At 59.2% G+C, this 22,423-nt stretch carries 26 protein-coding genes; 11 read left to right on the top strand and 15 right to left on the bottom strand.

Annotated features, from left to right (window positions below; all coding sequences use genetic code 11):
- Together FHW77_RS08530 and FHW77_RS08525 are read right to left on the bottom strand one after the other, a co-directional pair.
- Positions 1-189: transposase (locus FHW77_RS08530; RefSeq protein ID WP_182590433.1), on the bottom strand; the 189-nt coding region annotated here is incomplete at its 3' end.
- A 366-nt stretch (positions 190-555) separates the two neighbouring features.
- The gene (locus tag FHW77_RS08525) at positions 556-1,881 is read right to left on the bottom strand and encodes an Nramp family divalent metal transporter (RefSeq protein WP_044458806.1); all 1,326 of its coding nucleotides are present in this window, start codon (positions 1,879-1,881) and stop codon (positions 556-558) included.
- Positions 1,882-2,142: 261 nt separating this feature from the next.
- Here FHW77_RS08525 and FHW77_RS08520 point away from each other — a divergent pair, with 261 nt between their 5' ends.
- Together FHW77_RS08520 and FHW77_RS08515 are read left to right on the top strand one after the other, a co-directional pair.
- Positions 2,143-2,508: a VOC family protein gene (locus FHW77_RS08520; RefSeq protein ID WP_044458805.1), complete on the top strand. Its 366-nt coding sequence runs from the start codon at positions 2,143-2,145 to the stop codon at positions 2,506-2,508.
- A gap of 126 nt (positions 2,509-2,634) precedes the next feature.
- Positions 2,635-2,856: a hypothetical protein gene (locus FHW77_RS08515; RefSeq protein ID WP_022556285.1), complete on the top strand. Its 222-nt coding sequence runs from the start codon at positions 2,635-2,637 to the stop codon at positions 2,854-2,856.
- A 16-nt stretch (positions 2,857-2,872) separates the two neighbouring features.
- Here FHW77_RS08515 and FHW77_RS08510 read toward each other — a convergent pair whose 3' ends face one another.
- Complete coding sequence (locus FHW77_RS08510) at positions 2,873-4,606, bottom strand: ABC transporter ATP-binding protein (RefSeq protein WP_004442215.1); 1,734 nt, start codon at positions 4,604-4,606, stop codon at positions 2,873-2,875.
- Between the two features lie 229 nt (positions 4,607-4,835).
- On the opposite strand from FHW77_RS08510, the gene FHW77_RS08505 reads away from it, so the two are divergent.
- Entirely contained in the window at positions 4,836-6,068 is a 1,233-nt protein-coding gene (locus FHW77_RS08505) for an AI-2E family transporter (RefSeq protein ID WP_004442218.1), read from the top strand.
- A 386-nt stretch (positions 6,069-6,454) separates the two neighbouring features.
- On the opposite strand, the gene FHW77_RS08500 is transcribed toward FHW77_RS08505, so the two are convergent.
- Positions 6,455-6,910, bottom strand: a complete 456-nt coding sequence (locus FHW77_RS08500) for a GNAT family N-acetyltransferase (protein ID WP_004442221.1) — start codon at positions 6,908-6,910, stop codon at positions 6,455-6,457.
- A 107-nt stretch (positions 6,911-7,017) separates the two neighbouring features.
- Between FHW77_RS08500 and FHW77_RS08495 the strand changes: the two genes are divergently transcribed.
- Positions 7,018-7,437, top strand: a complete 420-nt coding sequence (locus FHW77_RS08495) for a hypothetical protein (RefSeq protein ID WP_004442223.1) — start codon at positions 7,018-7,020, stop codon at positions 7,435-7,437.
- A 206-nt stretch (positions 7,438-7,643) separates the two neighbouring features.
- Here FHW77_RS08495 and FHW77_RS08490 read toward each other — a convergent pair whose 3' ends face one another.
- From FHW77_RS08490 to FHW77_RS08480, 3 genes are all read right to left on the bottom strand, one after another.
- The gene (locus tag FHW77_RS08490) at positions 7,644-8,798 is read right to left on the bottom strand and encodes a DUF2336 domain-containing protein (RefSeq protein ID WP_034498979.1); all 1,155 of its coding nucleotides are present in this window, start codon (positions 8,796-8,798) and stop codon (positions 7,644-7,646) included.
- Positions 8,799-8,909: 111 nt separating this feature from the next.
- On the bottom strand, positions 8,910-9,521 hold the full coding sequence (locus FHW77_RS08485; RefSeq protein ID WP_004442227.1) for a flavin reductase family protein: 612 nt from the start codon (positions 9,519-9,521) through the stop codon (positions 8,910-8,912).
- Positions 9,521-10,102: a nitroreductase family protein gene (locus FHW77_RS08480; RefSeq protein WP_004442229.1), complete on the bottom strand. Its 582-nt coding sequence runs from the start codon at positions 10,100-10,102 to the stop codon at positions 9,521-9,523. The genes FHW77_RS08485 and FHW77_RS08480 overlap by 1 nt, the downstream gene beginning before the upstream one ends.
- A 110-nt stretch (positions 10,103-10,212) precedes the next feature.
- Between FHW77_RS08480 and FHW77_RS08475 the strand changes: the two genes are divergently transcribed.
- Positions 10,213-11,193: an RgsD C-terminal domain-containing protein gene (locus FHW77_RS08475; RefSeq protein ID WP_004442231.1), complete on the top strand. Its 981-nt coding sequence runs from the start codon at positions 10,213-10,215 to the stop codon at positions 11,191-11,193.
- Between the two features lie 214 nt (positions 11,194-11,407).
- On the opposite strand, the gene thrS is transcribed toward FHW77_RS08475, so the two are convergent.
- The 4 genes from thrS to FHW77_RS08455 form a co-directional block, all read right to left on the bottom strand.
- Positions 11,408-13,411 carry a threonine--tRNA ligase gene (thrS, locus tag FHW77_RS08470; protein ID WP_004442234.1) on the bottom strand — a complete coding sequence of 668 codons (2,004 nt, stop codon included), beginning with the start codon at positions 13,409-13,411 and terminating at the stop codon, positions 11,408-11,410.
- Between the two features lie 125 nt (positions 13,412-13,536).
- Positions 13,537-14,061 carry a DUF1697 domain-containing protein gene (locus FHW77_RS08465; protein WP_004442236.1) on the bottom strand — a complete coding sequence of 175 codons (525 nt, stop codon included), beginning with the start codon at positions 14,059-14,061 and terminating at the stop codon, positions 13,537-13,539.
- A complete protein-coding gene (gene yidD / locus FHW77_RS08460) occupies positions 14,058-14,417 on the bottom strand; it encodes a membrane protein insertion efficiency factor YidD (protein WP_004442241.1) in 360 nt (119 codons plus the stop codon). Before yidD ends, FHW77_RS08465 begins: the two co-directional genes overlap by 4 nt.
- 3 nt (positions 14,418-14,420) lie before the next feature.
- Positions 14,421-14,867 (bottom strand): iron-sulfur cluster assembly scaffold protein, encoded by a 447-nt coding sequence (locus FHW77_RS08455; protein ID WP_034499140.1) that lies wholly within the window; start codon positions 14,865-14,867, stop codon positions 14,421-14,423.
- A 281-nt stretch (positions 14,868-15,148) separates the two neighbouring features.
- Between FHW77_RS08455 and folE the strand changes: the two genes are divergently transcribed.
- The 3 genes from folE to FHW77_RS08440 all read left to right on the top strand — a co-directional run bounded on the left by folE (position 15,149) and on the right by FHW77_RS08440 (position 17,382).
- The gene (gene folE / locus FHW77_RS08450; protein WP_003495569.1) at positions 15,149-15,775 is read left to right on the top strand and encodes a GTP cyclohydrolase I FolE; all 627 of its coding nucleotides are present in this window, start codon (positions 15,149-15,151) and stop codon (positions 15,773-15,775) included.
- Positions 15,776-15,902: 127 nt separating this feature from the next.
- Positions 15,903-16,355, top strand: a complete 453-nt coding sequence (gene hisI / locus FHW77_RS08445) for a phosphoribosyl-AMP cyclohydrolase (protein ID WP_004442257.1) — start codon at positions 15,903-15,905, stop codon at positions 16,353-16,355.
- Positions 16,356-16,449: 94 nt separating this feature from the next.
- Positions 16,450-17,382, top strand: coding sequence for a patatin-like phospholipase family protein (locus FHW77_RS08440; protein WP_004442259.1), 933 nt, complete (start codon positions 16,450-16,452; stop codon positions 17,380-17,382).
- 144 nt (positions 17,383-17,526) lie between these two features.
- Here the strand turns inward: FHW77_RS08440 and FHW77_RS08435 are convergent, their stop codons facing one another.
- Positions 17,527-17,961 carry a CBS domain-containing protein gene (locus FHW77_RS08435; protein WP_004442263.1) on the bottom strand — a complete coding sequence of 145 codons (435 nt, stop codon included), beginning with the start codon at positions 17,959-17,961 and terminating at the stop codon, positions 17,527-17,529.
- 154 nt (positions 17,962-18,115) lie between these two features.
- Entirely contained in the window at positions 18,116-18,853 is a 738-nt protein-coding gene (locus FHW77_RS08430) for a rhomboid family intramembrane serine protease (protein WP_004442265.1), read from the bottom strand.
- A 353-nt stretch (positions 18,854-19,206) separates the two neighbouring features.
- On the opposite strand from FHW77_RS08430, the gene FHW77_RS08425 reads away from it, so the two are divergent.
- Together FHW77_RS08425 and FHW77_RS08420 are read left to right on the top strand one after the other, a co-directional pair.
- Positions 19,207-19,761 carry a PAS domain-containing protein gene (locus tag FHW77_RS08425; protein ID WP_004442267.1) on the top strand — a complete coding sequence of 185 codons (555 nt, stop codon included), beginning with the start codon at positions 19,207-19,209 and terminating at the stop codon, positions 19,759-19,761.
- Between the two features lie 172 nt (positions 19,762-19,933).
- Positions 19,934-20,551 carry a PilZ domain-containing protein gene (locus FHW77_RS08420; protein ID WP_004442270.1) on the top strand — a complete coding sequence of 206 codons (618 nt, stop codon included), beginning with the start codon at positions 19,934-19,936 and terminating at the stop codon, positions 20,549-20,551.
- Positions 20,552-20,747: 196 nt separating this feature from the next.
- On the opposite strand, the gene FHW77_RS08415 is transcribed toward FHW77_RS08420, so the two are convergent.
- Positions 20,748-21,008, bottom strand: coding sequence for a hypothetical protein (locus FHW77_RS08415; RefSeq protein ID WP_113394563.1), 261 nt, complete (start codon positions 21,006-21,008; stop codon positions 20,748-20,750).
- 245 nt (positions 21,009-21,253) lie between these two features.
- Between FHW77_RS08415 and FHW77_RS08410 the strand changes: the two genes are divergently transcribed.
- Positions 21,254-21,859: a transglutaminase-like cysteine peptidase gene (locus FHW77_RS08410; RefSeq protein WP_004442271.1), complete on the top strand. Its 606-nt coding sequence runs from the start codon at positions 21,254-21,256 to the stop codon at positions 21,857-21,859.
- Between the two features lie 72 nt (positions 21,860-21,931).
- Here the strand turns inward: FHW77_RS08410 and FHW77_RS08405 are convergent, their stop codons facing one another.
- Complete coding sequence (locus FHW77_RS08405) at positions 21,932-22,366, bottom strand: DUF1489 family protein (protein WP_004442274.1); 435 nt, start codon at positions 22,364-22,366, stop codon at positions 21,932-21,934.
- Between the last annotated feature and the right edge of the window lie 57 nt (positions 22,367-22,423).

Genomic DNA, 22,423 nt, shown 5'->3' with positions numbered 1-22,423 from the left:
GTTCTCGTCTTCCAGCGTCTTCAAGCGCTTGGCTTCGGATACGTCCATGCCGCCGAACTTGGCTTTCCACTTATAGATGCTGGCATCGCTGACGCCGTGCTTGCGGCAAAGCTCCGAGACCGGCGTGCCAGCCTCGTGCTCCTTCAGAATGCCGATGATCTGTTCTTCTGTAAAACGATTGCGCTTCATTCCCTGGTCCTCTCAATGGGCCAGAGCTTACTTCAAAATGGATTATTTCAACGGGGCAAGGTCACATGGGTGCCGTATAAAACAAGGAACTCGAACGACGGCGAGGTAAAATACCATGCCTTGCCGTTTGGCAAGTTTATTGGTGAGCAAAACGATCATCGAGAAGCGATAAAGGAAATAGTAATCGGGCCTAAAGCAACCCTGAGCGAAGGCGACATCCGTAAACTTCTCTTGGCGAATGGTTTTTCGGGCGTCGATATTCGAAGATCGGCTTGCGCTTTTCGTTAAGTCGAGTTTCTGGCCATGGCCGCAATAGCGCTCATCGAAACGGCCGCCGCGCTCCGTAAAGGCGCGGCCTGACCCGCCTCACCCGATAAAATCCACCAGCAGCTTCACATTCAACGCCGCAATCACCACCGCGATCAGCCATGCGAAGCCTGAGAGCCAGAGCGGTGAGCGCAGCTCGCCCATCTTGGCCTTGTCACCGGTGAACATCACCAGCGGGAAGACGGCGAAGGAGAGTTGAAGGCTTAAGACCACCTGCGTCAGGATCAGCAGTTCGCCCGTGCCGCTATCGCCATAGAAGATGGTCACGCCCGCGGCGGGGATGATGGCGATGGCGCGGGTGATGAGGCGGCGCAGCCAGGGGGCGAGCCGCATCTTGAGAAAACCTTCCATCACGATCTGGCCGGCAAGCGTTGCCGTGACGGTGGAATTGATGCCGCAGCACAAAAGCGCCACGCCGAACAGCGTCGGCGCAATCGCAAGGCCGAGCAGCGGCGCCAGCAGATTATGCGCCTCGCCGAGTTCGGCGACATTAGTCTGCCCCGCCTTGTTGAAGGTCGCCGCCGCCAGAATGAGGATCGATGCGTTGATGAGAAGCGCGAACATCAGGGCGATGGTGGAATCGAGGGTCGCGAATTTCAGCGCCTCGCGCTTTTCGGCAATTGTCTCGCCGATTTCGCGGGTCTGCACGATGCCCGAATGCAGATAGAGATTATGCGGCATGACGGTCGCGCCGAGAATGCCGAGCGCCAGATAGAGCATGTCAGGATTGGTGACGATTTCGGTCGTCGGCGCAAAACCAAGGATCACTTGCCCCCAGTCAGGATCGGCGAGCGCTACCTGAATGGCGAAACACACGGCAATGACACCAAGCAGCGTGATGACCAGCGCCTCCACCCAGCGGAAACCGAGCCTCTGCAGATAAAGGATCAGGAACACATCGAGTGCGGTAATGAGAACACCGAGTTCGAGCGGAATGCCGAAGATGAGGTTGAGGCCGATGGCCGTGCCGATCACCTCGGCAATATCGGTGGCGATGATGGCGATCTCGGCGAGCAGCCACAGCAGCATGGCCACCGGCTTCGGATAGGCGTCACGGCAGGCCTGGGCGAGATCGCGGCCGGAGGCAATCGCAAGACGGGCGCAGAGCGATTGCAGCACGATCGCCATGATGTTCGAGACCAGCGCAACCGTCAGCAGCGTATAGCCGAACCTGGAGCCGCCGGCGAGCGACGTCGCCCAGTTTCCGGGATCCATATAACCGACGGCAACGAGATAGCCGGGGCCAAAAAAAGCCATCGCCCGGCGAAAAGTGCCGGCATTCGCCTTGACGCGGATCGAGCTGTGAACATCGGACAACGAGAGATCGTCGCCGTTTCGCCGCCATCCAAAGACTGGCTTCTCCATACTATGCGCTTTCTGAACGGAAATCTATTTAGTGCAATTGCAAATCATTCGCATGAAGAGACGCAGGACGCAAGCTGACTTTTGACGCCGCATGTGGCGCTTAGCCCTCTCCCGGCACTGCGACCGGTCACGCGGGTGCTGGACGATTGACAATGTGGTTACCTGACACCGCGCGCCATTGCCTCGCCATGTCAGCCGTCGCTAGAAAGATCGGTGCCATCAGAAATTTGAAAGTGCATCAGTCCAGCTGAGGAGGAGCGTATGAATATTGTCGCCCATGTCGAAATCCCCGTGACCGATCTTGATCGGGCGATCCGCTTCTATCGCGCGGTTTTTAATGTGCCCTTTGCCGAAATCGTCGCGATCCACGATAGCAGAATGGCCTATTTCCCTTTTGACGAAAACAGCAATGGCGCCAGTGCCGCGCTTGCCGAAGGCCCGGCCTATGTACCGACGCGAGATGGAGCGATCATCTATTTCAGTGTCGCTGATGTGGATGATGTTATTGCCAGAGCTCTTGCCGGTGGAAGCGAGCTCCTATTTCCCAAAACGGCGGTGAATGATGCGCTCTTCGTCGCGGAGATTTCCGATAGCGAGGGAAACCGCATCGCCATTCAATCCGCCTGATCGGCCTTGCCGAGACAGAATGACCTGACTCACGTCCTTGTCATCACCTGTTCGCCACCCAAACGGAACAGTCGCGGTAGCGCTGGCGTTGATCTTTCACCAAAACGCTTAAATCTGGGGAAGTTCATGCGACAGCACCGGAATAACGACGTGGTGAACCATCCAGGCCGGTGGCCGAACTATATCATGGGGCACAGAAAGCCCCGCGAATGGCTGATGACGATCAGCGGTGTCCTGCTGCTCTTCGTCGTCGCGGCCGCCGTCGCCATGGGTTACCTCGTCAGCAGCCATCCCGGCAAGCCGGAGGCAAACCCCGGCATTGTAGAAGAACAGGCAGCAGAAGGCTGAGCGACGTGCGGGCCGGTCAGCTGAGGCCCGCGAGATGACCGCTGAACTGCGCCTCGTGCAGACGGCTGTAATGGCCCTTGGCAGCCAGGAGTTCGGCATGAGCGCCGGTTTCGGCGATGCCGCTCTGGTCAACCACCACGATGCGCGAGGCATCGCGAATCGTCGCCAGCCGGTGGGCGATGACGAGGGTGGTGCGGCCTTTGGCGAGCTCGGTCAGCGATTGCTGGATGGCCCGCTCGGTTTCCGTGTCAAGCGCCGAGGTGGCCTCATCGAGAATGAGGATCGGCGGATTTTTCAGGAACATGCGGGCAATCGCAAGACGCTGCTTCTGCCCACCGGACAACTTGACGCCACGTTCGCCAATGACGGTATCGAGCCCGAGCGGCATGGCCTCGATGACGCCATCAAGACGGGCGCGCCGCGCCGCCTCCATGATCTCCGCATCCGAAGCGCCAAGCCGTCCATATTCGATGTTCTCACGGATCGTGCCGCCGAACAGGAAGACATCCTGCTGCACGATGCCGATCTGATTGCGCAGCGAGGCGAGCTTCATCTTTCTGATATCGATGCCGTCAATGGTGATCGCACCGCTGGTGACGTCATAAAAGCGCGGCAGCAGCGAGCAGAGCGTCGTCTTGCCCGCACCCGACGGACCAACGAAAGCCACGGTCTCGCCGGCGCTGATCTTCAGGTCGATGTTGCTCAGAACCTGCTTGCCCTCGGCATAACCGAAGCCCACATGGCGGTATTCGATATCGCCGCGCAGCAGCGGCGCTTCCACCGCATCGGGCGCATCAACAATATCGGGCGCGGTGTCGAGAAGCTCGGTGAACCGGCGGAAACCGGCAATGCCCTTGGGATAGGTCTCGATGACCGAATTGATTTTTTCCACCGGGCGGAAAAACACGCCGACCAGCAGCAGGAAGCCGACGAAGCCACCTTCCGTCAGGTCGCCATTCAACACGAACCAGGCGCCGCAGATCATCACGATCATCTGTGTCAGCCGCATGCTCATGTAGCTCAGCGAGGTGCTGGCCGCCATGATCTTGTAGGCGTCAAGCTTGGTGCGGCGGTATTTCTGGTTGTCTTTTTCGAACAGCGCCCTCTCGTGATCCTCATTGGCAAAGGCCTGCACCACTCGCATGCCGCCGACATTTTCCTCGATACGGGCGTTGAAATCCCCCACACGGCCGTATAGCGCGCGAAAATTCTGCGTCATGCGACCGCCATACCGGCTGGTGACCCAGGCGGTGACGGGCACGACGGCGGCGGTGATGAGCGCCAGCGGCACATTGACCGACAGCATCAGCAGGAACGCGCCGATAAAGGTCATGATGGCGATGAACAGGTCTTCGGGCCCATGGTGGGCCACCTCGCCGATCTCTTCCAGATCCTTGGTCAGCCGCCCGACCAGATGGCCGGTCTTCTGGTTGTCGAAATACCGGAAGGAAAGCTTTTGCAGATGATCGAAGGCCAGACGGCGCATGTCGGTTTCGATATTGATGCCAAGCATGTGTCCCCAGTAGGTGACAGTCGCCATCAATCCGGTATTCAGTACATAGATGAGGAGCAGCCCGACGGAGGCGGCCAGGATGATAGCCCATTCACCGCCCGGCAGCAGCACGTCGACAAAGGCCTTCACCGCCATCGGAAAGCCGAGTTCCAGTACGCCCGACAAGACAGCGCAGGAAAAATCGAGAATGAACAGACCGCGATAGGGGCGATAATAGGCGAAGAAGCGGCGGAGCATAGCGTGACCTGGAGATCGGGCGCGGCAACCTTACGCCGCAAGAAAAACGGAGTTCAATTGTCATATTTCAATGCGCGCGCCAAGACCGATGTTCTATTTTTACCAAAATCGTTCAATAGGTTCAGCAATAAACACACAACGGTAATGTGATCCGATTATATTGCACTTATATGTATCGGTGTGACAGAGTGAATGCACCCTTCGGGGAGAATGCGAGAAAGAGCCTGCCGTGAGTAAGAATGACAGCCGTAAGCAGAGTGGCGAACCGAGATGGCTTGGTCCGGCCAGCCCGACGCGGATCGCCCTGATCCCGCCCATTTCGGCTGCGCGCTGGCTGCTCGTTCTCGTTGCCCTGGCCGGCATCTACTTCTTCCACGGCTTCCTGGTTCCGGTTCTCGCCGCCCTCGTCATCGGTTTCGCCAGCTGGCCGGTCTATACACGGCTTCTTCGGCAGGTGGGCGGCAACACCACGCTCGGCGCCACCATCGCCATCATTCTCATCCTCGCCTTCCTTGTCGTCCCGATCTTCATCGCCGCTTCCTACACGGCCAGCGAAATCCGCGAATGGTTCGGCTGGGCAGTGCATGTCAACAAGACCGGCGCCCCCGTGCCGGACTGGATCGCCGCCCTTCCCGCCGTCGGCCCATGGCTTGGCGAACAATGGGTGAAATACATCGGCACGCCGGGCGCCATCGGTGAAGTGATCCAGCTCGTCAGCGGCGCCAATATCGGCAATATCTACAGAGCGATCCTCGCCGCCGGCAATGGCGCGTTCCATCTCGTGCTGACGTTGCTGTTCATGCTGATCGCGCTGTTCTTCGTCTATCGTAACGGGGCCGGTTTCACCCGTCAGGTCGATCTGGTCGGCGAGCGCATCCTGCCGACGCGGTGGGAGCGCATTTCCCGCGTCGTGCCCGCCACCATCAGCTCCACGGTCACCGGCATGACGCTGATCGCCATCGGCGAAGGCATCATCCTCGGCATCGCCTACTGGATCGCCGGTGTCCCCTCGCCCGTCACGCTCGGCGTGCTGACAGGCGTCATGGCTCTCATTCCGGGCGGTGCGCCTCTGTCCTTCACGCTGGTGTCGATCTATCTGGTCGCCAGCGGCTCGCCCGCCCACGGGTTGGCCCTGTTTGTCTGGGGTTCGGTGGAACTCTTCATCGTTGACAAGACCATCCGCCCGAAACTCGTCGGCGGGCCCATCAAGCTGCCATTCCTGCCGACGTTTTTCGGCCTCGTCGGCGGCGTCAAGACCATGGGTTTCCTCGGCCTCTTCATCGGCCCGGTGCTGATGGCGCTTCTGGTCGCGATCTGGCGCGAATGGGTTCGTGAGGTCGAACTTTCCGCGGCCGCCGAAGCTCCGACACCGCCTCCTGCGCAGGGTGACGCCCCGGACGAGGTCGCCGTGCTCGAGGACAATAGCGAGGAAACCACGGCGTTTCGAAAGGCCGCTTTTTGATTGAAGCCTGCGCCAGACGCCGCAGCTCCGGTAACGACAGATATCCGCGAACCTCGCATCCGCCCATGCTCGGCCTCGTTGCGCATCCGCAACTATCGCTTCTCCGGTACGGGACCTGATCCTCGGCGCGTTGCGATCATTCTTAGTTCTAAGTTTTCATTCAGGTCTGAAACGGATGGACAGCGGGAAATGCACCATCGCCGTCATCCTCACCTTGTGCCAAGGTTCTAATCACGTCAGATAAAATCACTCGGATGCAGATCCTCGTGACACACCGAGGATGACGTTGGGTGTTTGGCGCGATCCGTCGCTCGCGCTGCGTTTCATGTCGCGTGGATTCTTTCGTTTTGGACACTGCTAAGCGGCCGCGAACCTGTACCGCCGACTTAAAGCACCTTCTCCATGAAGAGGCTGAGCGGATCAGGCTTATAGGGCGCAAAAGCCTCGATCTCCACGAAACCCGCCTTGCGGTAAAGCCCTATCGCCTCCGGCTGGCTGATGCCGGTTTCGAGACGAATGGCAGAAAGGCCAAGCTCCTCACCACGCGCGATGAGCGTATCCATGATCAGCTTGCCGATGCGCAGACCCCGCGCCTCCGGATCGACGAACATGCGCTTGACCTCAGCCGTGCCATCGCCCGCTTCCACCAGCGCCCCGCAGCCGACCACGCGGCCACCATGCCGCACCACGAAAAAAGAGACATTATCCTTCTCAAGCGCGCCGATATCGACCAGATGATTGCTTTCTGCGGGGTAAAGCGACGCCATATAGGCATTGGAAAGGTCGATGAGGCGCAGAACCGCGTCCTGACGGGGTGTCTCAAGCTTGATTTCGATGGCCAATGCGATGCCTGCCTTCTCTCAAAAAAATGCGTATTTCGTCGTAATGTCACTGCAATCGGGATAGATGAGTTTCTAGAGCATAATTCCCGACAGAGGCAACACACACCATGAAAACAGCCCTCGTTCTCATGACCTTTCTCGGTTGCGACGACAGCGCCACCGATTGCCATTACCTCGCCACCTCGCAACAGCGGTGGACGAGCATCGAACTGTGCGACGCTGTATCGGAAAAGGAGCTGGAGCGTTTTGCGAACGCGTCCTATCCGGTGGTCGTGGCCGTGTGCCAGACACCGGGTGAACAGAGCCCGCAAACGGCCGGCACGCAGTCCGGCACTCCAGCACCGGCCGATGCCCAGCAGGCCACGGCGGAAGTGACGCCGAAAGAAGAGGAAAGTCTCACCAAACAGGCGATCGGCCGCGTCAGCCGCGTCCTTCCTTCTACCGAAGGCATAAAGCACTTCCTTGGAACGCCTGTGAGGATGGTCGAAAACAGCTATTCATGGATTGCCAAACGGTTCGATAAGTGATTGCGGGCAACCGATCTTCCCTCATTCCTGTGCTTGTCACAGGAATCCAGCGACGCGCGTCTCAGCGGCGGAGAGAGTCCTTCCAGCCCAAGGACTTGGGCTGGAAGGATCCCTGTGACAAGCACAGGGATGAGGATGAGAGGATGCCCCTTCCGGGAAAATTATGATACTCATGCGATTTGTATCAGCCGAAAATTAACCCGACCTCACGCCGCCTCCACCGCCAGCGCCTGCGCATAATATCTCGCCTTCTGCCGTTCTTCCGCAATGCTCAGCTTGCGCACCGCGTGCAACAGTTCGAACAGCGTTTCGGAACCGCTCACGTCACGGAAATGCGACAGCAGTTCGGCAGAGACGGAGGCGGCCGCCTCAGGAAGCTGCGAGCGGGTGGCACGGCGCCACATCAGCGTCGCTTCGCTGAAGACGTCAACGACGTCGCCCGACAGACCAATGGACTGGAACAGCGCCTTCAGCGCATGCGGCCGGCCCGTGGCCAGAATGGCGCGCACCTTGCGGTCATCAAGACCGGAGAGATTGACCATGGCCGCCGTGAAGAACTCAAGCCGGCCCGAACAGACGGCATGGATGAGCAATGCGGGCGTCAGCTCCAGCCTCTGGCGCAGATGCTCCACCAGTGCCGGCAGTTCCGGCGAGGAAACGCTCGATGCGATCAGGATGGTGGCGGAATCTTCCGCTTCGCGGAAAAGACTGTCGGCGCGGTTGCGCGTGATCAGCGCATGAACCAGCGCGGAATCCGCAAGTGCCTCGCTCACGCGGCCCACAAGCAGATGACGCGCATCGGCAGGCAAGGCCTCGCGGCGGAGCAGGAGATCACGGATATCGGCGTCGCAACCGTGACGTTCGGCGATGCGCCGGAGCGAAAACGGTGTGATGAAGGCTTCGTCATTTTCTAGCAGGATGGTGGTTTCGGGCAGGTCGCCAACTTCCGCAAGTGCGGCGCAGACCCCGCGCGGCAGGCCGGGCCTGGCGGCGATGAGCGCGCGGGTCAAGCTTTCACCACGCCCCGCCAGATCGACCAGATCGGCCTCGGCCAGAACCGGCGAACGGGCGATTACCGTGCAGGCGATTTCCGGCTGGTCTTCGGCAAGGGAAACGATAATGGCGCGCGGCGCATCATGGGCGTCCGCAAGCGCTTCGGCAAGCGCCAGCCGCACGCGCGGCGAAGGATCGTCGAGAAGATAGGTCATCGCCATATAGGCAGCATCGCGGTTTTCGCGCGCCATGCCGGAATGCAGATAGGCACGGCCGAGAGCATTGGCGGCATTCGCCCGCTCGGTCGATCCAGCCTTTTCAGACCAGCGAAGAAATGCCTGTACGATCACCTGAGCCTCGAAACACATTCATACAATGGATGGCGGCATCATCGCCGCCACCATGTATAAAACTCTAGGCGCAAATGGTTTACGTTTGGTTCACCATAAAAATTAACCCTCGGCGAAGAAGGCCTATATTTACGGCGCAGTAGAGGGGCGCTGCAGCTGGAATACATCGCTGCCGCCATCGCAGTAATCCATATAGCCCATGCGCGCCACGGGACGGGCAAGTCCCATGTCGATGCGCCCATCGTGAATGATCGTTTCATCGATGTGGATCGCCATGACCTGACCGATGACCATCCAGGAATCCGCTGGCTCGCCGTCAATGTCCCTGAGTTGCTGAATCTGGGTTACCCGGCATTCGAGAACCGCCAGTGCCTCACCCACAAAAGGCGCATCCACCACGCGGCCATCGACAGCGGTAAGACCGGCAAGGGCGAATTCATCGACATCATAAGCGACGGGTGCAGAAGACGCATTCATCCGGTCTACCAGATGGCGGCTGACGAGATTGGCGGTAAAGACGCCGGTCTCCTCGACATTGCGCAGACTGTCCTTCCTGCCGCTGGAGGAGAACATCACGAGCTTCGGCCGGTCCGAAATCGCGTTGAAGAAGGAATAGGGCGAGAGGTTGAGGGAACCTTCCCTGCCCTTCGAGCCGATCCAGCCGATCGGGCGCGGCGCGACGATGGCCTTGAACGGATCATGCGGCAGGCCGTGCTGGTTGGTGTCCGTGGTGTAGAACATCAGACGTCCCCAACCCAGGTGACGACATCGGCAAGCTCCGGCCGAGGCCGTTCCACCGGCGGGAATGTCGTCGAACCGACATGAATGAACCCGGCGACCTTCTCCGCCGCATCGACGTCGATTTCCGCGAGAAAGGCCGGATCGAAAGCGAGCCATTCCGTCAGCCAGTTCGCTGCGAAACCGCTGGCATTGGCTGCGAAGATGAGATTGAGGCACACCGCGCCGGCCGACATGATCTGTTCCCACTCCGGAATCTTGAAATGCGGCTTTGCAGTGCTGATGACGGCAATGACGACGGGTGCGCGGGTCAAGCGGGTGCGCTCGGCTTCCTGCTGCTGCAGGTCGAGGTCCGGGTTCTTTTCGAGTGCGATCCGAAGCGCCGTTTCACCGAGACGGACGCGCTCCTCGCCGCGGAAAACCACGAAACGCCACGGCGCAAGCTTACCATGGTCAGGCACGCGCACGGCGAGCCGCAGGATGTCTTCAATTTCCGTCTTCGAAGGTCCCGGCTCGGCAAGCTGCAGGGCCGGCGTGGAACGGCGAACCCTGAGGTAATCGAGGAGCTTGATATCACTTGTCATGATCAATAATCTTCCATTCTGCTGTCATCGCAAAAACATGGGCCTTGAAATAGCCACGGCATTGGTTTTGAAGTGATCCGGGAAAATCAAGAAGTCAATCGGTATCGAAAATGTCGGCAATCAAAATCGCGGCGCGTCTGACCATTGCATGTGCCGCGCTTGGCCTGTTATCGCAAGCTGCTTTTTCGCAGGACGCCTTCAAGGACTTCAAGCAACTCGGCGGCACGCCGAAAATGCCGAAACTCAATGCTTTCACCGCTCCCTCCGCCCCCAACGCGCCGACTAGCACCGCCCGCGACATAGTCATGGAAGCCAAGCTGACCGGCGAAGGCGAAGCGGTGAAGGAAGGCCTGTCCTGGCGCGTATTCAGCCCCATCCCCGGCACCGACGGTAAATTGCCGATGCTGGCAAGCTCAGAGGGCGGCTCGGCGGAATTCCATCTGGTGCCGGGCGAATATTTCGTCAACGTCGCTTTCGGCCGCGCAGGGGTGACCAAGAAGCTCAACGTGCCTGCCTCCGGCAGCGTCCAGAAACAGGTGCTGATTCTCGATGCCGGTGGTTTCGTGCTGAACGCCGTTGCAGGGTCCGACAAGCAGATTTCCGCCAACCAGCTGAAATTCGCTATCTATTCCTCCGACGCCCGTCCCGATGGCGAACGCGGGCTGGTTATGGAAGACGTTAAACCGAACACCATCGTGCGCCTCAATGCCGGCACATATCACGTCGTTTCCCAATACGGTAACGCCAACGCCTCCGTGCGCGCCGATATCCAGGTGGAAGCCGGCAAGCTGACAGAAGCGACCCTTCAGCACCGGGCGGCACAGATCACTCTCAAGCTGGTATCCGAAGCGGGCGGCGAAGCCATTGCCGATACAGCCTGGTCGGTGCTGAACGGCGGCGGTGACGTTGTCAATGAAAGCGTCAGCGCCTTTTCGACCATGGTGCTGGCCGAAGGTGAATATACCGCTATCGCCCGCAACAAGGACAAGGTCTACCAGCGCAATTTCAAGGTAACCTCAGGCCGGGATTCGGATGTGGAAGTGCTCATGAAGGATCAGGCGCCGGAAGAGATGTCCGGGGATTTTGAGTAGGCGTCACCCACATCCCTCCGTCATGTCGGAATTGATCCGGTATCCAGCGACGACGCGTCTGTCGTCGTGAAGAGAGTCTTTCGCGATCAACGACTTGATCGCGCTGGCCCCGGATCTAGTCCGGGATAACGGAGGTGAATGCGTCGCCTTTGGCAGTGAAATTACCCGCACATCCCCACAAACAAAACGGCCCCCGAAGGGGCCGTAACTGTTATTAGGCAACCTGCTTCTTCGCCGCAAGCTTGCGCTTCACATCCGGCGGCGTCGCTTCGTCCACGAGGCTGGTGATTGCCTCCTCAAGCGACATCGATGTCTGGTTCTGCGAGCCGAGACGGCGGATGTTGACGGTGCGCTCTTCCGCTTCCTTGCGGCCGCAGACGATGATGACAGGAACCTTGGTCACCGAGTGCTCGCGGATCTTGTAGTTGATCTTTTCGTTGCGGAAGTCGGTCTCGACCGCCATGCCCGCTTCGCGCAGCGCTTCCGCAACCTCACGACCATAATCATCCGCATCAGAGGTGATCGTCGCGACCACGACCTGGAGCGGTGCGAACCACAGCGGCATGTGACCGGCGAAGTTCTCGATCAGGATACCCAGGAAGCGCTCCATCGAGCCGCATATGGCGCGATGGATCATCACCGGCTGCGTCTTTTCCGAGTTCTGGTCGATATAGAAGGCGCCGAAACGCTCAGGCAGGTTGAAGTCCACCTGCGTCGTGCCGCACTGCCATTCGCGGCCGATGGCGTCCTTCAGGGTATATTCGAACTTCGGTCCGTAGAAGGCACCCTCACCCGGCAGGATGCCGGTCTTGATGCGTCCTTCCGACTGTTCCTCAATGGTCTTCAGAACCTCCATCATCACGCTTTCGGCGCGATCCCACAGATCGTCGGAACCAACGCGCTTTTCCGGGCGCGTGGAGAGCTTGACGACAATTTCGCTGAAGCCGAAATCTTCGTAGACGGAAAGGATCAGATCGTTGATCCGCAGGCATTCCGCCGCCATCTGCTCTTCCGTGCAGAAGACGTGCGCATCATCCTGCGTGAAGCCACGAACACGCATCAGGCCGTGCAAAGCGCCGGACGCTTCATAACGGTGCACATTGCCGAATTCAGCAAGACGAACCGGCATTTCGCGGTAAGACTTCAAGCCATGCTTGAAAATCTGCACGTGACCGGGGCAGTTCATCGGCTTGAGCGCAAAGACGCGCTGATCGGCTTCCTCGTCATCGGGATGGGTAAAGGCATGGGCGGATTTCACCGCGAACATGTTTTCCTGATACCAGCCCCAGTGACCGGAGGTTTCCCACAGCGACTTGTCGAGCACCTGCGGCGCGTTGACTTCCTGATAGGTGTTGGCGAGCCGCCGGCGCATATAGGCCGTCAGCGTCTGGAACATGCGCCAGCCCTTGCCGTGCCAGAACACGACGCCCGGACCTTCTTCCTGGAAATGGAACAGGTCCATTTCGCGGCCGAGACGGCGGTGGTCGCGTTTTTCGGCTTCGGCCAGAACGTGAAGGTAATTATCGAGCTCCTCCTGCGTCGCCCAGGCGGTGCCATAGATGCGTGACAGCATTGCATTGTTGCTGTCGCCGCGCCAATAGGCGCCGGCCACCTTCATCAGCTTGAAGGCAGTGCCGATCTGGCCGGTGGAAGCCATATGCGGGCCACGGCAAAGATCGAACCAGTCGCCCTGATAATAGATCTTCAGGTCCTGACCTTCCGGAATCGCATCGACCAGCTCGACCTTGTAATTCTCGCCCTTGGCGGCGAAGACTTCCTTGGCCTTTTCACGCGACCAGACTTCACGGGTAAACGGCTTGTTGCGCTGAATGATCTCCTTCATGCGCTTTTCGATCTTCGGCAGATCTTCCGGCGTGAAGGGCTCGTTCTTGGCGAAGTCGTAATAAAAGCCGTTCTCGATAACAGGGCCGATCGTCACCTGCGTGCCGGGCCACAGTTCCTGCACGGCCTCGGCCATGACGTGGGCGGCATCGTGGCGGATGAGCTCAAGTGCACGCTTGTCTTCACGCGTGACGATCTCGATCTTGCCATCGGTGATGGTGTCGGACAAATCGCGCAGGGTGCCATCAAGCGTTATGGCGACGGCTTTCTTGGCGAGCGATTTGGAGATGGATTCGGCAACCTCGCGGCCGGTCGTGCCGGGGGCGTAGCTGCGGACGGAACCATCGGGAAATGTAAGGGAAACGGCTTCAGACATCGTCTAGTGCTCCTGTCCAGTCCCGCCAACGAATGCGGGTGGTGTTGGAATAATGATTTGCCCGCGACAGGCGGGCACGCAGGCTGATAAAGGCTTTTGCCATTGCAGTCAAAGGTGAAGGCCGCTCAGCGAAGCATTTCCGCGAGACCATTGACCGTGTTCGCGTTGCGCGTCGTGCCGATACCGAGCCTTCTTGTGGTCAGCGCAGACAGCAGCCTGCTCTCGCTCGGTTTGCCCTTGAAATCGATCCACAAGTCACCGCCGATTACGGCGATCGTCTCCTGTCGGCGGTACTTATCGAGAAATCCAAGGATACCTTCGCCAAGCGGTTCACGCATCACCCGCACGCAGACATCCGGCGGATTGCCCTTGGCGAAGGGATTGTCCGCCGCCAGCTTCAGCCAGTCGCCGCCGGAACGAACGAGAATATCGACATGTTTGCCGAAGCGATCTTCGAAGGCGCGCTCCAGCCTGTCCTCTATCTCGCGGACAGGTGCCGCTTCAGCGCGAAAAACAAGATTTCCGGTCGCGACAAGCGTCCTGCAGTCGGTAAATCCCAGCTCTTCCGCCAAGGCCCTGAGATCGGCCATGACAAGCCGCTTGCCCGCGCCGAGAACGATGCTGTGCAGCAGGGCCACATAGTCATTCATCGATGTCGGCTCCAGTAGCGCCACGGCATCCACCAGCGCCTGCTTCCATCAAGTACTTCCGGCACCGGATCCAGACCGCTTGTGCCGCCCGGTCCGCAGCGCGCCACACGAAACAGCGTCATCCAGCCGCCGGCCCAAAGCCCGTGGCGGGCAATCGCCTCGTAGCCATATTCCGAACAGGTGGGGATATGGCGGCAGGAGTTTCCGATGAAGCCGGAAAGCGTCAATTGATAAAGCCTGATAAAGCCGACACCGAAAAGCCGTCCTGGCGTCCTGGCAAAGCTGCCCGTCCAGTTACGTGATCGCCCGGATTTCACCTCGGTCTGCTGGTGCCGGCAGCCCGGTTCGCCGCACATTGCCTAACCCGCGGCGTCGAGAGCCTGCCGGCCTTCGATCTGGTCGAGCGCATCGACCACGGCTTCGAAGGTCAGCATGGTGGAGGCGTGGCGGGCCCTGAAATCCCTGACCGGTGACAGAACGCGCATATCCTCGAAACGGCCCGTCGGGCCATCGCCGCCCTGTTTCAACATGGCAAGCATGTCTTCCCGCGCCTGCCGGACTTCGCCGCTGGAGGCCCCGACGATGTGGTGCGCCATGATGGAGGCGGAGGCCTGGCCGAGCGCACAGGCACGCACCTCGTGCGAAAACGACGTTACGATACCGTCTTCGACTTTCAGATAGACCTTCAGCTTCGAACCGCACAGCCGGGAGTGTTTCTCGGCGCTGGCGTCAGCATCCTCAAGAACGCCGATGAGCGGGATATTTCCGGCAAAGTCCAGAATGCGATTATTGTAGATATCGTCCATCATTGGTGCCCGGCGCGCTCAAGAATGCCCAAAACAGGACAGGTCAAATTTTTCTAACACAGCGTTTGTCGCAGTGAAGCTTTCCTGCCCTTCATTCTCATTATATGCTAACGAGCTTTCTGGACATCAAGCCGTGATCAAATTAACGGCTCCGATACCGAAAAAACAGCATCGGCCTTGCCAAAATGCTATAAAACAACCAGATAGCAGCAACTGCGAACATGGGTTCGCGATGTAAAACGAATTCAGGTGCGGCCTTTACCCGCATCGGGAGAGACGGAATGGATGCGATCGTGAAGAATTTCCCCGGCGCTGGCGCAAAACCCGACGTGGCCGAAGCTCGCCCGAGCCAAGCCGAAGCGGAAGAAGCAGTGCGCGTTCTCTTGCGCTGGGCTGGAGAAAATCCCGCCCGCGAAGGACTTCTGGATACGCCGAAGCGCGTCGCCAAAGCCTATCGCGAGCTTTTTGCCGGTTACGAGCTGAATGTTCAGGACGTGCTCGGCACGACCTTCGAGGAAGTCGGCGGTTATGACGATGTGGTGCTGGTGCGCGACATTCCGTTCTTCTCCCATTGCGAACACCATATGGTGCCGATCGTCGGCAAGGCGCATGTCGCCTATCTTCCGGCCGGTCGCGTGCTTGGCCTGTCGAAGATCGCCCGCGTTGTCGAGATCTTCGGCCGCCGCCTGCAGACGCAGGAAAACATGACCGCGCAGATCGCAAGATCGATTGAGGAAACCCTGAAACCGCGCGGCGTGGCCGTCATGATCGATGCCGAACATATGTGCATGTCTATGCGCGGCGTCAACAAGCAGGGGTCGACCACCCTCACCACCTCCTTTACCGGCACGTTCAAGAACGACCCGGCCGAACAGGTGCGCTTCATGACCATGGTGCGGAACCGTTAAGCACCGGCCCGAAAGCCGTAATGCGGCTTTCGGAAAATCCGATGCGCAAGAAAATTCAGAGTGGCGGGCACTCGTCCGTTTCATCCGCCCCTCTCATCGTTCCGCCAGATGATTTTCCGAGGTTGCCATGTCCATTCCCTTTCCGTCCGCGCCCGCGGACAAGGAAGCGCTTGAAAACGCAGGTCTCTTTTCGCCGAAATTCGACGCCCACGGCCTCGTCACAGCCGTAGTCACCGATGCGCGCGACGGCGAACTGCTGATGGTCGCCCATATGAATGCACAGGCCCTGTCGCTGACGCTTGAGACCGGCATCGCCCACTATTACAGCCGTTCGCGCGACAAGATCTGGAAGAAGGGCGAAACGTCGGGCAACCTGCAGACCGTGAAGGAATTCCGCACCGATTGCGATCAGGACGCCGTGTGGCTGAAGGTCTCGGTCGCCGGCCACGATGCCACCTGCCACACCGGCCGCCGCTCCTGCTTCTACCGCACGGTCGAACTGGCTGATGGCCAGGCGGTGACGAAAATCACCGACGATAGGCGCCATTTCGATCCGGCGACGACCTATTCAGGCACATAAACCGCCGCCTTCCATCGGCCGCACCAATTTGCTACCAATATAGCGGGTTCCGGGGCCAAGGGCGGAACCCGAAGAACTGGCAGGGAGTGCGGTCATGTTGGGATGGGGAAATCGTCAGAACCACCTTGCGGCGGGTAATACCGACGTCATCGGCAATGAACCGCCCGTTACACAGATCGTCGATAAACACCGGATAGCGCTCGCGCTTGGCGGTGGCGCAGCCCGGGGCTGGGCCCATATCGGTGTCCTGCGGGCCCTCGATGAAGCGGGCGTCAAGATCGGCATGATCGCCGGCACCTCAATCGGCGCGCTGGTTGGCGGATGTTATCTCGCCGGCAAGCTCGATGAGCTTGAGGAATTCGCCCGCTCGCTGACGATGCGCCGCATTGCCGGCCTGCTGGATCTCACGATCGGCGGCGGCGGGCTCTTCGGCGGAATGCGGCTCACAAAACGCATGCAGGAGCATCTGGAAGGGCTGCGCGTCGAAAGCCTCGATCATCCCTTCATCGCCGTCGCGACGGAGTTGCGCACGGGTCATGAAGTCTGGATTCATCAGGGTGATCTCGTGACCGCCTTGCGTTCATCCTATGCGCTGCCCGGCATCTTCGAACCCGTGCAATGCAACGGCCGCACCCTCATCGATGGCGCCCTCGTCAATCCCGTGCCGGTTTCGGTCTGCCGGGCCTATGAGCAGGCGCTGGTCGTGGCTGTAAACCTCAATTACGATCTCTTCGGCCGCTCCGCCGTCGTCAAGCACGCCGCTGCACCGCCCGGCGGCGCACCGCACGACAGCGCGCCGCGCCCCGGCCTGCCGGGCGTCATGGTGCAGGCCTTCAACATCATCCAGGACAGGATATCGCGCTCGCGTCTTGCAGGTGATCCGCCCGATCTGATGCTTCATCCCCGCATCAACGATATCGGACTGTCGGAATTCCATCGCGCCAGTGAAGCCATCGACCGGGGATATCAGGAAACGCGCGCACGCATTCCGGAACTGGAGCGCATGCAGCAGGCGTTCCGGCGGTGAGGCGAGAAGCTCCCTCATTCCTGTGCCTGTCACGGGAATCCAGCTGATGCGCGTCTGCGTGGCGGTAGGAACTCCCATCAGCCCAAGGACTTGGGCTGACTAGATTCCTGTGACGAGCACAGGAATGAGGGAGAGGACACTAATTCACCCGGCAATATAAGCCTTGATATGCTCCGCTTCGGCCTCGATTTCGCCGATCCGCGCCTTCACCACGTCGCCGATGGAGATGATGCCGGCAAGACGGCCATTCTCTTCGACCGGCACATGCCTGAAGCGCCCGCCCGTCATGATTTCCATCAGCTCATCGGTGGTGGAATCGTGGTGACAGCGGATGACATTTTTGGTCATGGCCACTGAAACGGATTGCTGGAGAGAAGCGGCACCCTGGCCCGCCACGGCCTTTACGAGATCGCGTTCCGTGAAGATGCCGAGAACGACACCATCGCCATCGGTCACGACGACGGAACCGATCTTATGTGCGTGCAGCGTGGTCGCCGCCTCACCGATGCTGACCTCAGGATTGACAGTCACGACGTCCCGGCCCTTGCGGTCGAGAAGATCCTTTACGAATGTTGGCATGCCTTCCTCCTCTTTGCAGCGATCCGCAGTGCCGCAGTCTCCCCCGGCGGTTGCAAATCATGAGGTATGGTGCGCTGAGGCCCGCGTGAATGCAATCCCGGATGGGACGCCCGAAAGCAAATTTGCGCCACGCCCGACAAGGAGCGTGATCGGCCTAGCGTAACGGGCGATCGAAAAGGCCGAAAAACAGGAAGCCGAGCAGAAACCCGAAAACATGGGCATCCCAGGCGATCTGACCGCCGACATCGCCGAACAGCGGCACGCCGACCGCAATCAGCACATTGCCGAACAGCCACATCAGCGTGAAGATCAGCACCGTACGGTTGGAGAGCGCCGCAAGAATGCTCTGCCGCGGCATCAGATGGCCGAAAGACGCGCTATATCCGCCCCGCGCCGGAAAGGCGAACCGGCAGGCCGCTCCCATCAGCGCCGAAACGACACCGGACGCTCCGATCAGCACCGTCACGTCCCCCCAGTTCAGAACCGCGTGACCAAAGGCCGAAACGGCGGCGGAAATGCACCATAACAGCACGAAACGCACTGTTCCGATCCGGCGCAGAACCGGCGCGCCGAAGGCCATCAGCCACAATCCGTTAAAGAGGATATGCTCGATACCGCCATGCAGGAAAGAATAGGTCACCGGCGTCCACAGCCATTCCAGCCCCTGCTGGGAAAACGGCACCGCATAACGCAGCGGAATGAAGCCGAAGGTGAAGATGAACCAGCCATTGCCTTCCTCCGACAGAAGATAGGCGGGAACGACATAAGCAACGATTAGCGCGACCAGGATGCCCACCAGCAGCGATGGCAGATTGAAGACGGGATTGTTCGCATCGTCTTTCGGCTCCGGCGTTTCCGAAACCGGCGGCTGTTCGCCGTCCTCGTAGGACATGGTTCATCCCTGTCTTGGTCGAATTTTGCGTTTCCCGAGCAATATAGGAAGCCTGAAAGAAAAAAAAGCCGTCCCGCCTTCGAAGCGCGCGACGCCGGAACCGTAACCGGAAAAGGCGCCAGGCCAAAAACGGTCCGGCTTGCAGGCCCACCGTAAAAGAACGGGCGGGGCCATTAAATCGTGCTGAAGGAGCTTTCCCCGACAGGGCCGCACCGATGCCACGACAAATGCCGTCAGGCAATATCAACCCTTTGTTAACCTTAACAAATCCAGTTGGCACGAAAATCGCTACACCTCCAGATACAGACGTTCGGATGGACATGATGTCCCAAAAACGAACATGGAGAGATGCTATGAAGAGCATGGCCGGACTGGAGATATACGCCTATTGGGATGAATTGCGCGGCAAGAGCGCCGCTCCACGCCGCGAGGACATTGAACCCTCGAAGCTCAAGACTCATCTCGGCGACCTTTTCATCCTGACAGACAAAGGAGAGGAAACACCCTTCTTCCGTCTTGCCGGCACCCGTCTTTGCGACCTGTTCGGCCGCGAATTGCGGGACCGCCCGTTTTCAGAACTCTGGCCGGCGGCCGGCGCGTCCTTTCCCTGTCGCGTGGCGCTCGGCATCCTGCAACATCAATTGCCCGTGGTCTTCGACATCGATGCTGACGACGGCTACGGCGATGAACCCCTGGCGTTCGAAATGCTGCTGCTGCCACTGCGCACGGAAGCAGGTGTCGCCCCGCGGCTCCTCGGCGCGCTGCTTCCACAGCAGCCACGGCACCACACATTGATGGTGCCGATACACTGTCTGTCGATGAAAAGCAGCCGGCTGCTGCGTATGGACATCACCCCGGCCGGATATTCGGCCAATGCCGCAGCCGCATTACGAACGGGTAGATGCTGAGGCGTCCAGGATCGACGAAGCGATGCTGAAAGCCCATGGCCGCACGGAGCGCGGGGCAACGAAACGTAACGATTTGGTCGATTAGAAAAATTGTAGAGATTAGGCAATACAGTCTGTTAACTCGCACAGGGTAGAAACGGACGATCATCATTCATTACAATTTGCGCTGCCCATGTTTTCGTCCCGTTCGGTCAACACCGCCCAAATTCTGCGCCCGGTTGAGGAAGTTCGCCTTGACGACGCCGTGCGTGTGTCCTTCAACGGCCGCCTCATGTTGCCCGATCACGAAGAATATGATTGCACCGCCACCGAGATGACCGCCGAGAGAGCGCAATTCACCTGCCCGGGTATCGCCCGCAATGGCGATCGCGTCATCGCCTATCTCCAGCATATCGGCCGGATCGAAGGCACGGTGACGTCGCTGACGGCATCCGGTTTCCTCATCGCCATCAATGCGCCCGAGCGCAAACGCGAAAAGCTCGCCGCCCAGCTCGCATGGATCGCCAAGCGTCAGTTACTGGGCCTGCCGGAAGACCGTCGCCACGACCGCCTGACGCCGCGCAATGCCAGGGCGCAGCTGGTTCTCGAAGACGGCATGCTCGTCGCCTGCCGCCTGATCGACCTGTCGCTCTCGGGCGCAGCAATCGAGATCGAACACCGGCCGCCGCTCGGAAGCCGCGTCCAGCTTGGCAAAAACATGAGTGGCAAGATCGTGCGTCACTTCATGGAAGGCGTCGCCGTTGAATTCGATCGTGTCCAGTCACCCGACGCATTGATCGAGTTTCTTTAAAAAGGCCCCGCACGGCCCGACGCCATTCCCCGCAAAGCGTGAAGTCAGGCAGCGTACAAGGCTGCAGTCAGTCCATCGCACCGTGATGGGCAGTCGGGACCGGGCGGCTTTTTCAACGCACCTTTACCGCAGCATCGCCTCCTCGTCCCTGCCCGAAAATCCGGTCGGCGTGTGTTCGCGACGCGGATATCCCCTTTCAAAAACAAGTCCGCGGACGCAGTTTTCCGCTTTCGACCTGTCGCCCAAACAACGTCCCGACAGGAACGCTCCCCTTGATAATTTGCGGCACGACCGGGGCACCGACATAGCCTGCAACACGCCGTCCGAACTTTTTTCGAGAAAAAAGCAGTTTTTTTGAAGTTTTTTTCGGCGCTTTTTCGACGCGCGCCAGCAAGGAACACCTATCCCAAAACGGGAAATCCCCTACATCGCCCGCTTCCGCTACGGCGATGAACATGGGTATGAAAACACCTGCGAACGAAAAATCGCTGTCGATACAGCGGCATAAATGGCTACCAAAAGCCTAAAGCCGGAATGCGTAAAATTCTAATAAAATTTGCTTCAAACACGTGTAAAAAACACTTCAAATACAGTTCAAAACATCGGCTAATTTGCTGAAATTTAAGCTCAAATTGCGCCACGCAAATTTCCGCCGGGTCAAAAAATACCTGCGAATGTCTCCTCAACACGGGGAGACAAGCAATGAACAACAACCGTATCGTTTTCATCCTGATCGCGTTCATCGTCGGCGCCTTCGCACAGCAGGCCAGCGCATCGCCGGCAGCGGTCATGCGCGTCATCGGCAAGGCCAATCCACCGATCGGCCACTATGAATTCTGCCAGACCTATCAGAGCGAGTGCCAGCCGACTTCGCTGGACAATGGCCCGATGAAGCTGACGGAAGAGCGCTGGAAGACGATGCTTGACGTCAACTACACCGTCAACACCACGATCACGCCGATGACCGACATGGAAATCTACGGCGTCGAAGAACGCTGGGCCTATCCTACCACCGTCGGCGATTGCGAAGATTTCGTATTGTTGAAGCGCAAGATGCTGATGAACAAGGGTTTCTCCGCCTCCAACCTGCTGATCACCGTCGTTCTGCAGCCGAATGGCGAAGGCCATGCCGTTCTGACCGTTCGCACCGACCGTGGCGACTTCGTTCTCGACAATATGCGCAACAAGGTCATGAACTGGTCGGAAACCGAATATACCTATCTGAAGCGTCAGGACACCGCCAACCCGGGTCGCTGGGTGAAAATTCAGGATGGCCGCGCCACCAATGCAGTCGGCGGCATCAACTGACCAACCCGTCTCCCCAAATAAAAAAGCCGGCCACCAAAAGGGGCCGGCTTTTTCATTTTCGTCCATCATGCGTCAGAGCAGACCAAGTTCGGCCAGTTCGCGCCTGAGATCGGAAGGCATGTCCTCGCCGCCTCCTCCACCCCCGAGATCGCGCGGCGCCTCGTCATCCTTCAGGTAGCGCCAGCCCTGAAACGGCCGCTTCGGCGCAGGTGAGGTCTCGATCACCTCGGGTCCGAGAACGAGATCGCAGCGCGAAATACCGTCGTCTCCCTTGAAAGAACGGATATCGAGCAGCTTCTGTCGAGCCTGCACCTGCCCCTTGATGACCCAGTAGAGTGAGCCGCCTTCAAGCAGTTCCTCTACCCGTTTGGGGATCATGCGGGTGGTGTGGACGCTGTGCGGCTCCAGGCCCGCAGCCATGGCGGTGAGCGATCGCTGCGCGACCCAATCCCTCAGGTCCTGGAGTGAATCCGCGCCGACGCAAAGTTTGATGAGATGTAGAGGCATGTCTCTATCAATGCCTTTTTGCGGCGGGCGTCAAGCATGCCGGACATGCCGGGCGCC

The sequence above is a fragment of the Agrobacterium sp. RC10-4-1 genome, from assembly GCF_014138475.1.
GTDB classification, from domain to species: Bacteria; Pseudomonadota; Alphaproteobacteria; order Rhizobiales; family Rhizobiaceae; genus Agrobacterium; species Agrobacterium pusense.
This window is presented reverse-complemented; position numbering and strand designations above follow the sequence as displayed.

What these genes read in the sequence shown, in the direction of transcription:
- FHW77_RS08525 (WP_044458806.1), bottom strand. Translation starts at nt 1,881, where the DNA reads ATGGAGAAGCCAGTCTTTGGATGGCGGCGAAACGGCGACGATCTCTCG.
- FHW77_RS08475 (WP_004442231.1), top strand. Translation starts at nt 10,213, where the DNA reads ATGTCGGCAATCAAAATCGCGGCGCGTCTGACCATTGCATGTGCCGCG.
- FHW77_RS08405 (WP_004442274.1), bottom strand. Translation starts at nt 22,366, where the DNA reads ATGCCTCTACATCTCATCAAACTTTGCGTCGGCGCGGATTCACTCCAG.
- FHW77_RS08440 (WP_004442259.1), top strand. Translation starts at nt 16,450, where the DNA reads ATGTTGGGATGGGGAAATCGTCAGAACCACCTTGCGGCGGGTAATACC.
- FHW77_RS08515 (WP_022556285.1), top strand. Translation starts at nt 2,635, where the DNA reads ATGCGACAGCACCGGAATAACGACGTGGTGAACCATCCAGGCCGGTGG.
- thrS (WP_004442234.1), bottom strand. Translation starts at nt 13,411, where the DNA reads ATGTCTGAAGCCGTTTCCCTTACATTTCCCGATGGTTCCGTCCGCAGC.
- FHW77_RS08520 (WP_044458805.1), top strand. Translation starts at nt 2,143, where the DNA reads ATGAATATTGTCGCCCATGTCGAAATCCCCGTGACCGATCTTGATCGG.
- FHW77_RS08435 (WP_004442263.1), bottom strand. Translation starts at nt 17,961, where the DNA reads ATGCCAACATTCGTAAAGGATCTTCTCGACCGCAAGGGCCGGGACGTC.
- hisI (WP_004442257.1), top strand. Translation starts at nt 15,903, where the DNA reads ATGTCCATTCCCTTTCCGTCCGCGCCCGCGGACAAGGAAGCGCTTGAA.
- FHW77_RS08425 (WP_004442267.1), top strand. Translation starts at nt 19,207, where the DNA reads ATGAAGAGCATGGCCGGACTGGAGATATACGCCTATTGGGATGAATTG.
- FHW77_RS08485 (WP_004442227.1), bottom strand. Translation starts at nt 9,521, where the DNA reads ATGTTCTACACCACGGACACCAACCAGCACGGCCTGCCGCATGATCCG.
- FHW77_RS08455 (WP_034499140.1), bottom strand. Translation starts at nt 14,867, where the DNA reads ATGGACGATATCTACAATAATCGCATTCTGGACTTTGCCGGAAATATC.
- FHW77_RS08480 (WP_004442229.1), bottom strand. Translation starts at nt 10,102, where the DNA reads ATGACAAGTGATATCAAGCTCCTCGATTACCTCAGGGTTCGCCGTTCC.
- FHW77_RS08490 (WP_034498979.1), bottom strand. Translation starts at nt 8,798, where the DNA reads ATGTGTTTCGAGGCTCAGGTGATCGTACAGGCATTTCTTCGCTGGTCT.
- FHW77_RS08510 (WP_004442215.1), bottom strand. Translation starts at nt 4,606, where the DNA reads ATGCTCCGCCGCTTCTTCGCCTATTATCGCCCCTATCGCGGTCTGTTC.
- FHW77_RS08430 (WP_004442265.1), bottom strand. Translation starts at nt 18,853, where the DNA reads ATGTCCTACGAGGACGGCGAACAGCCGCCGGTTTCGGAAACGCCGGAG.
- FHW77_RS08410 (WP_004442271.1), top strand. Translation starts at nt 21,254, where the DNA reads ATGAACAACAACCGTATCGTTTTCATCCTGATCGCGTTCATCGTCGGC.
- FHW77_RS08415 (WP_113394563.1), bottom strand. Translation starts at nt 21,008, where the DNA reads ATGTTCATCGCCGTAGCGGAAGCGGGCGATGTAGGGGATTTCCCGTTT.
- FHW77_RS08465 (WP_004442236.1), bottom strand. Translation starts at nt 14,061, where the DNA reads ATGAATGACTATGTGGCCCTGCTGCACAGCATCGTTCTCGGCGCGGGC.
- FHW77_RS08420 (WP_004442270.1), top strand. Translation starts at nt 19,934, where the DNA reads ATGTTTTCGTCCCGTTCGGTCAACACCGCCCAAATTCTGCGCCCGGTT.
- folE (WP_003495569.1), top strand. Translation starts at nt 15,149, where the DNA reads ATGGATGCGATCGTGAAGAATTTCCCCGGCGCTGGCGCAAAACCCGAC.
- FHW77_RS08495 (WP_004442223.1), top strand. Translation starts at nt 7,018, where the DNA reads ATGAAAACAGCCCTCGTTCTCATGACCTTTCTCGGTTGCGACGACAGC.
- yidD (WP_004442241.1), bottom strand. Translation starts at nt 14,417, where the DNA reads ATGTGCGGCGAACCGGGCTGCCGGCACCAGCAGACCGAGGTGAAATCC.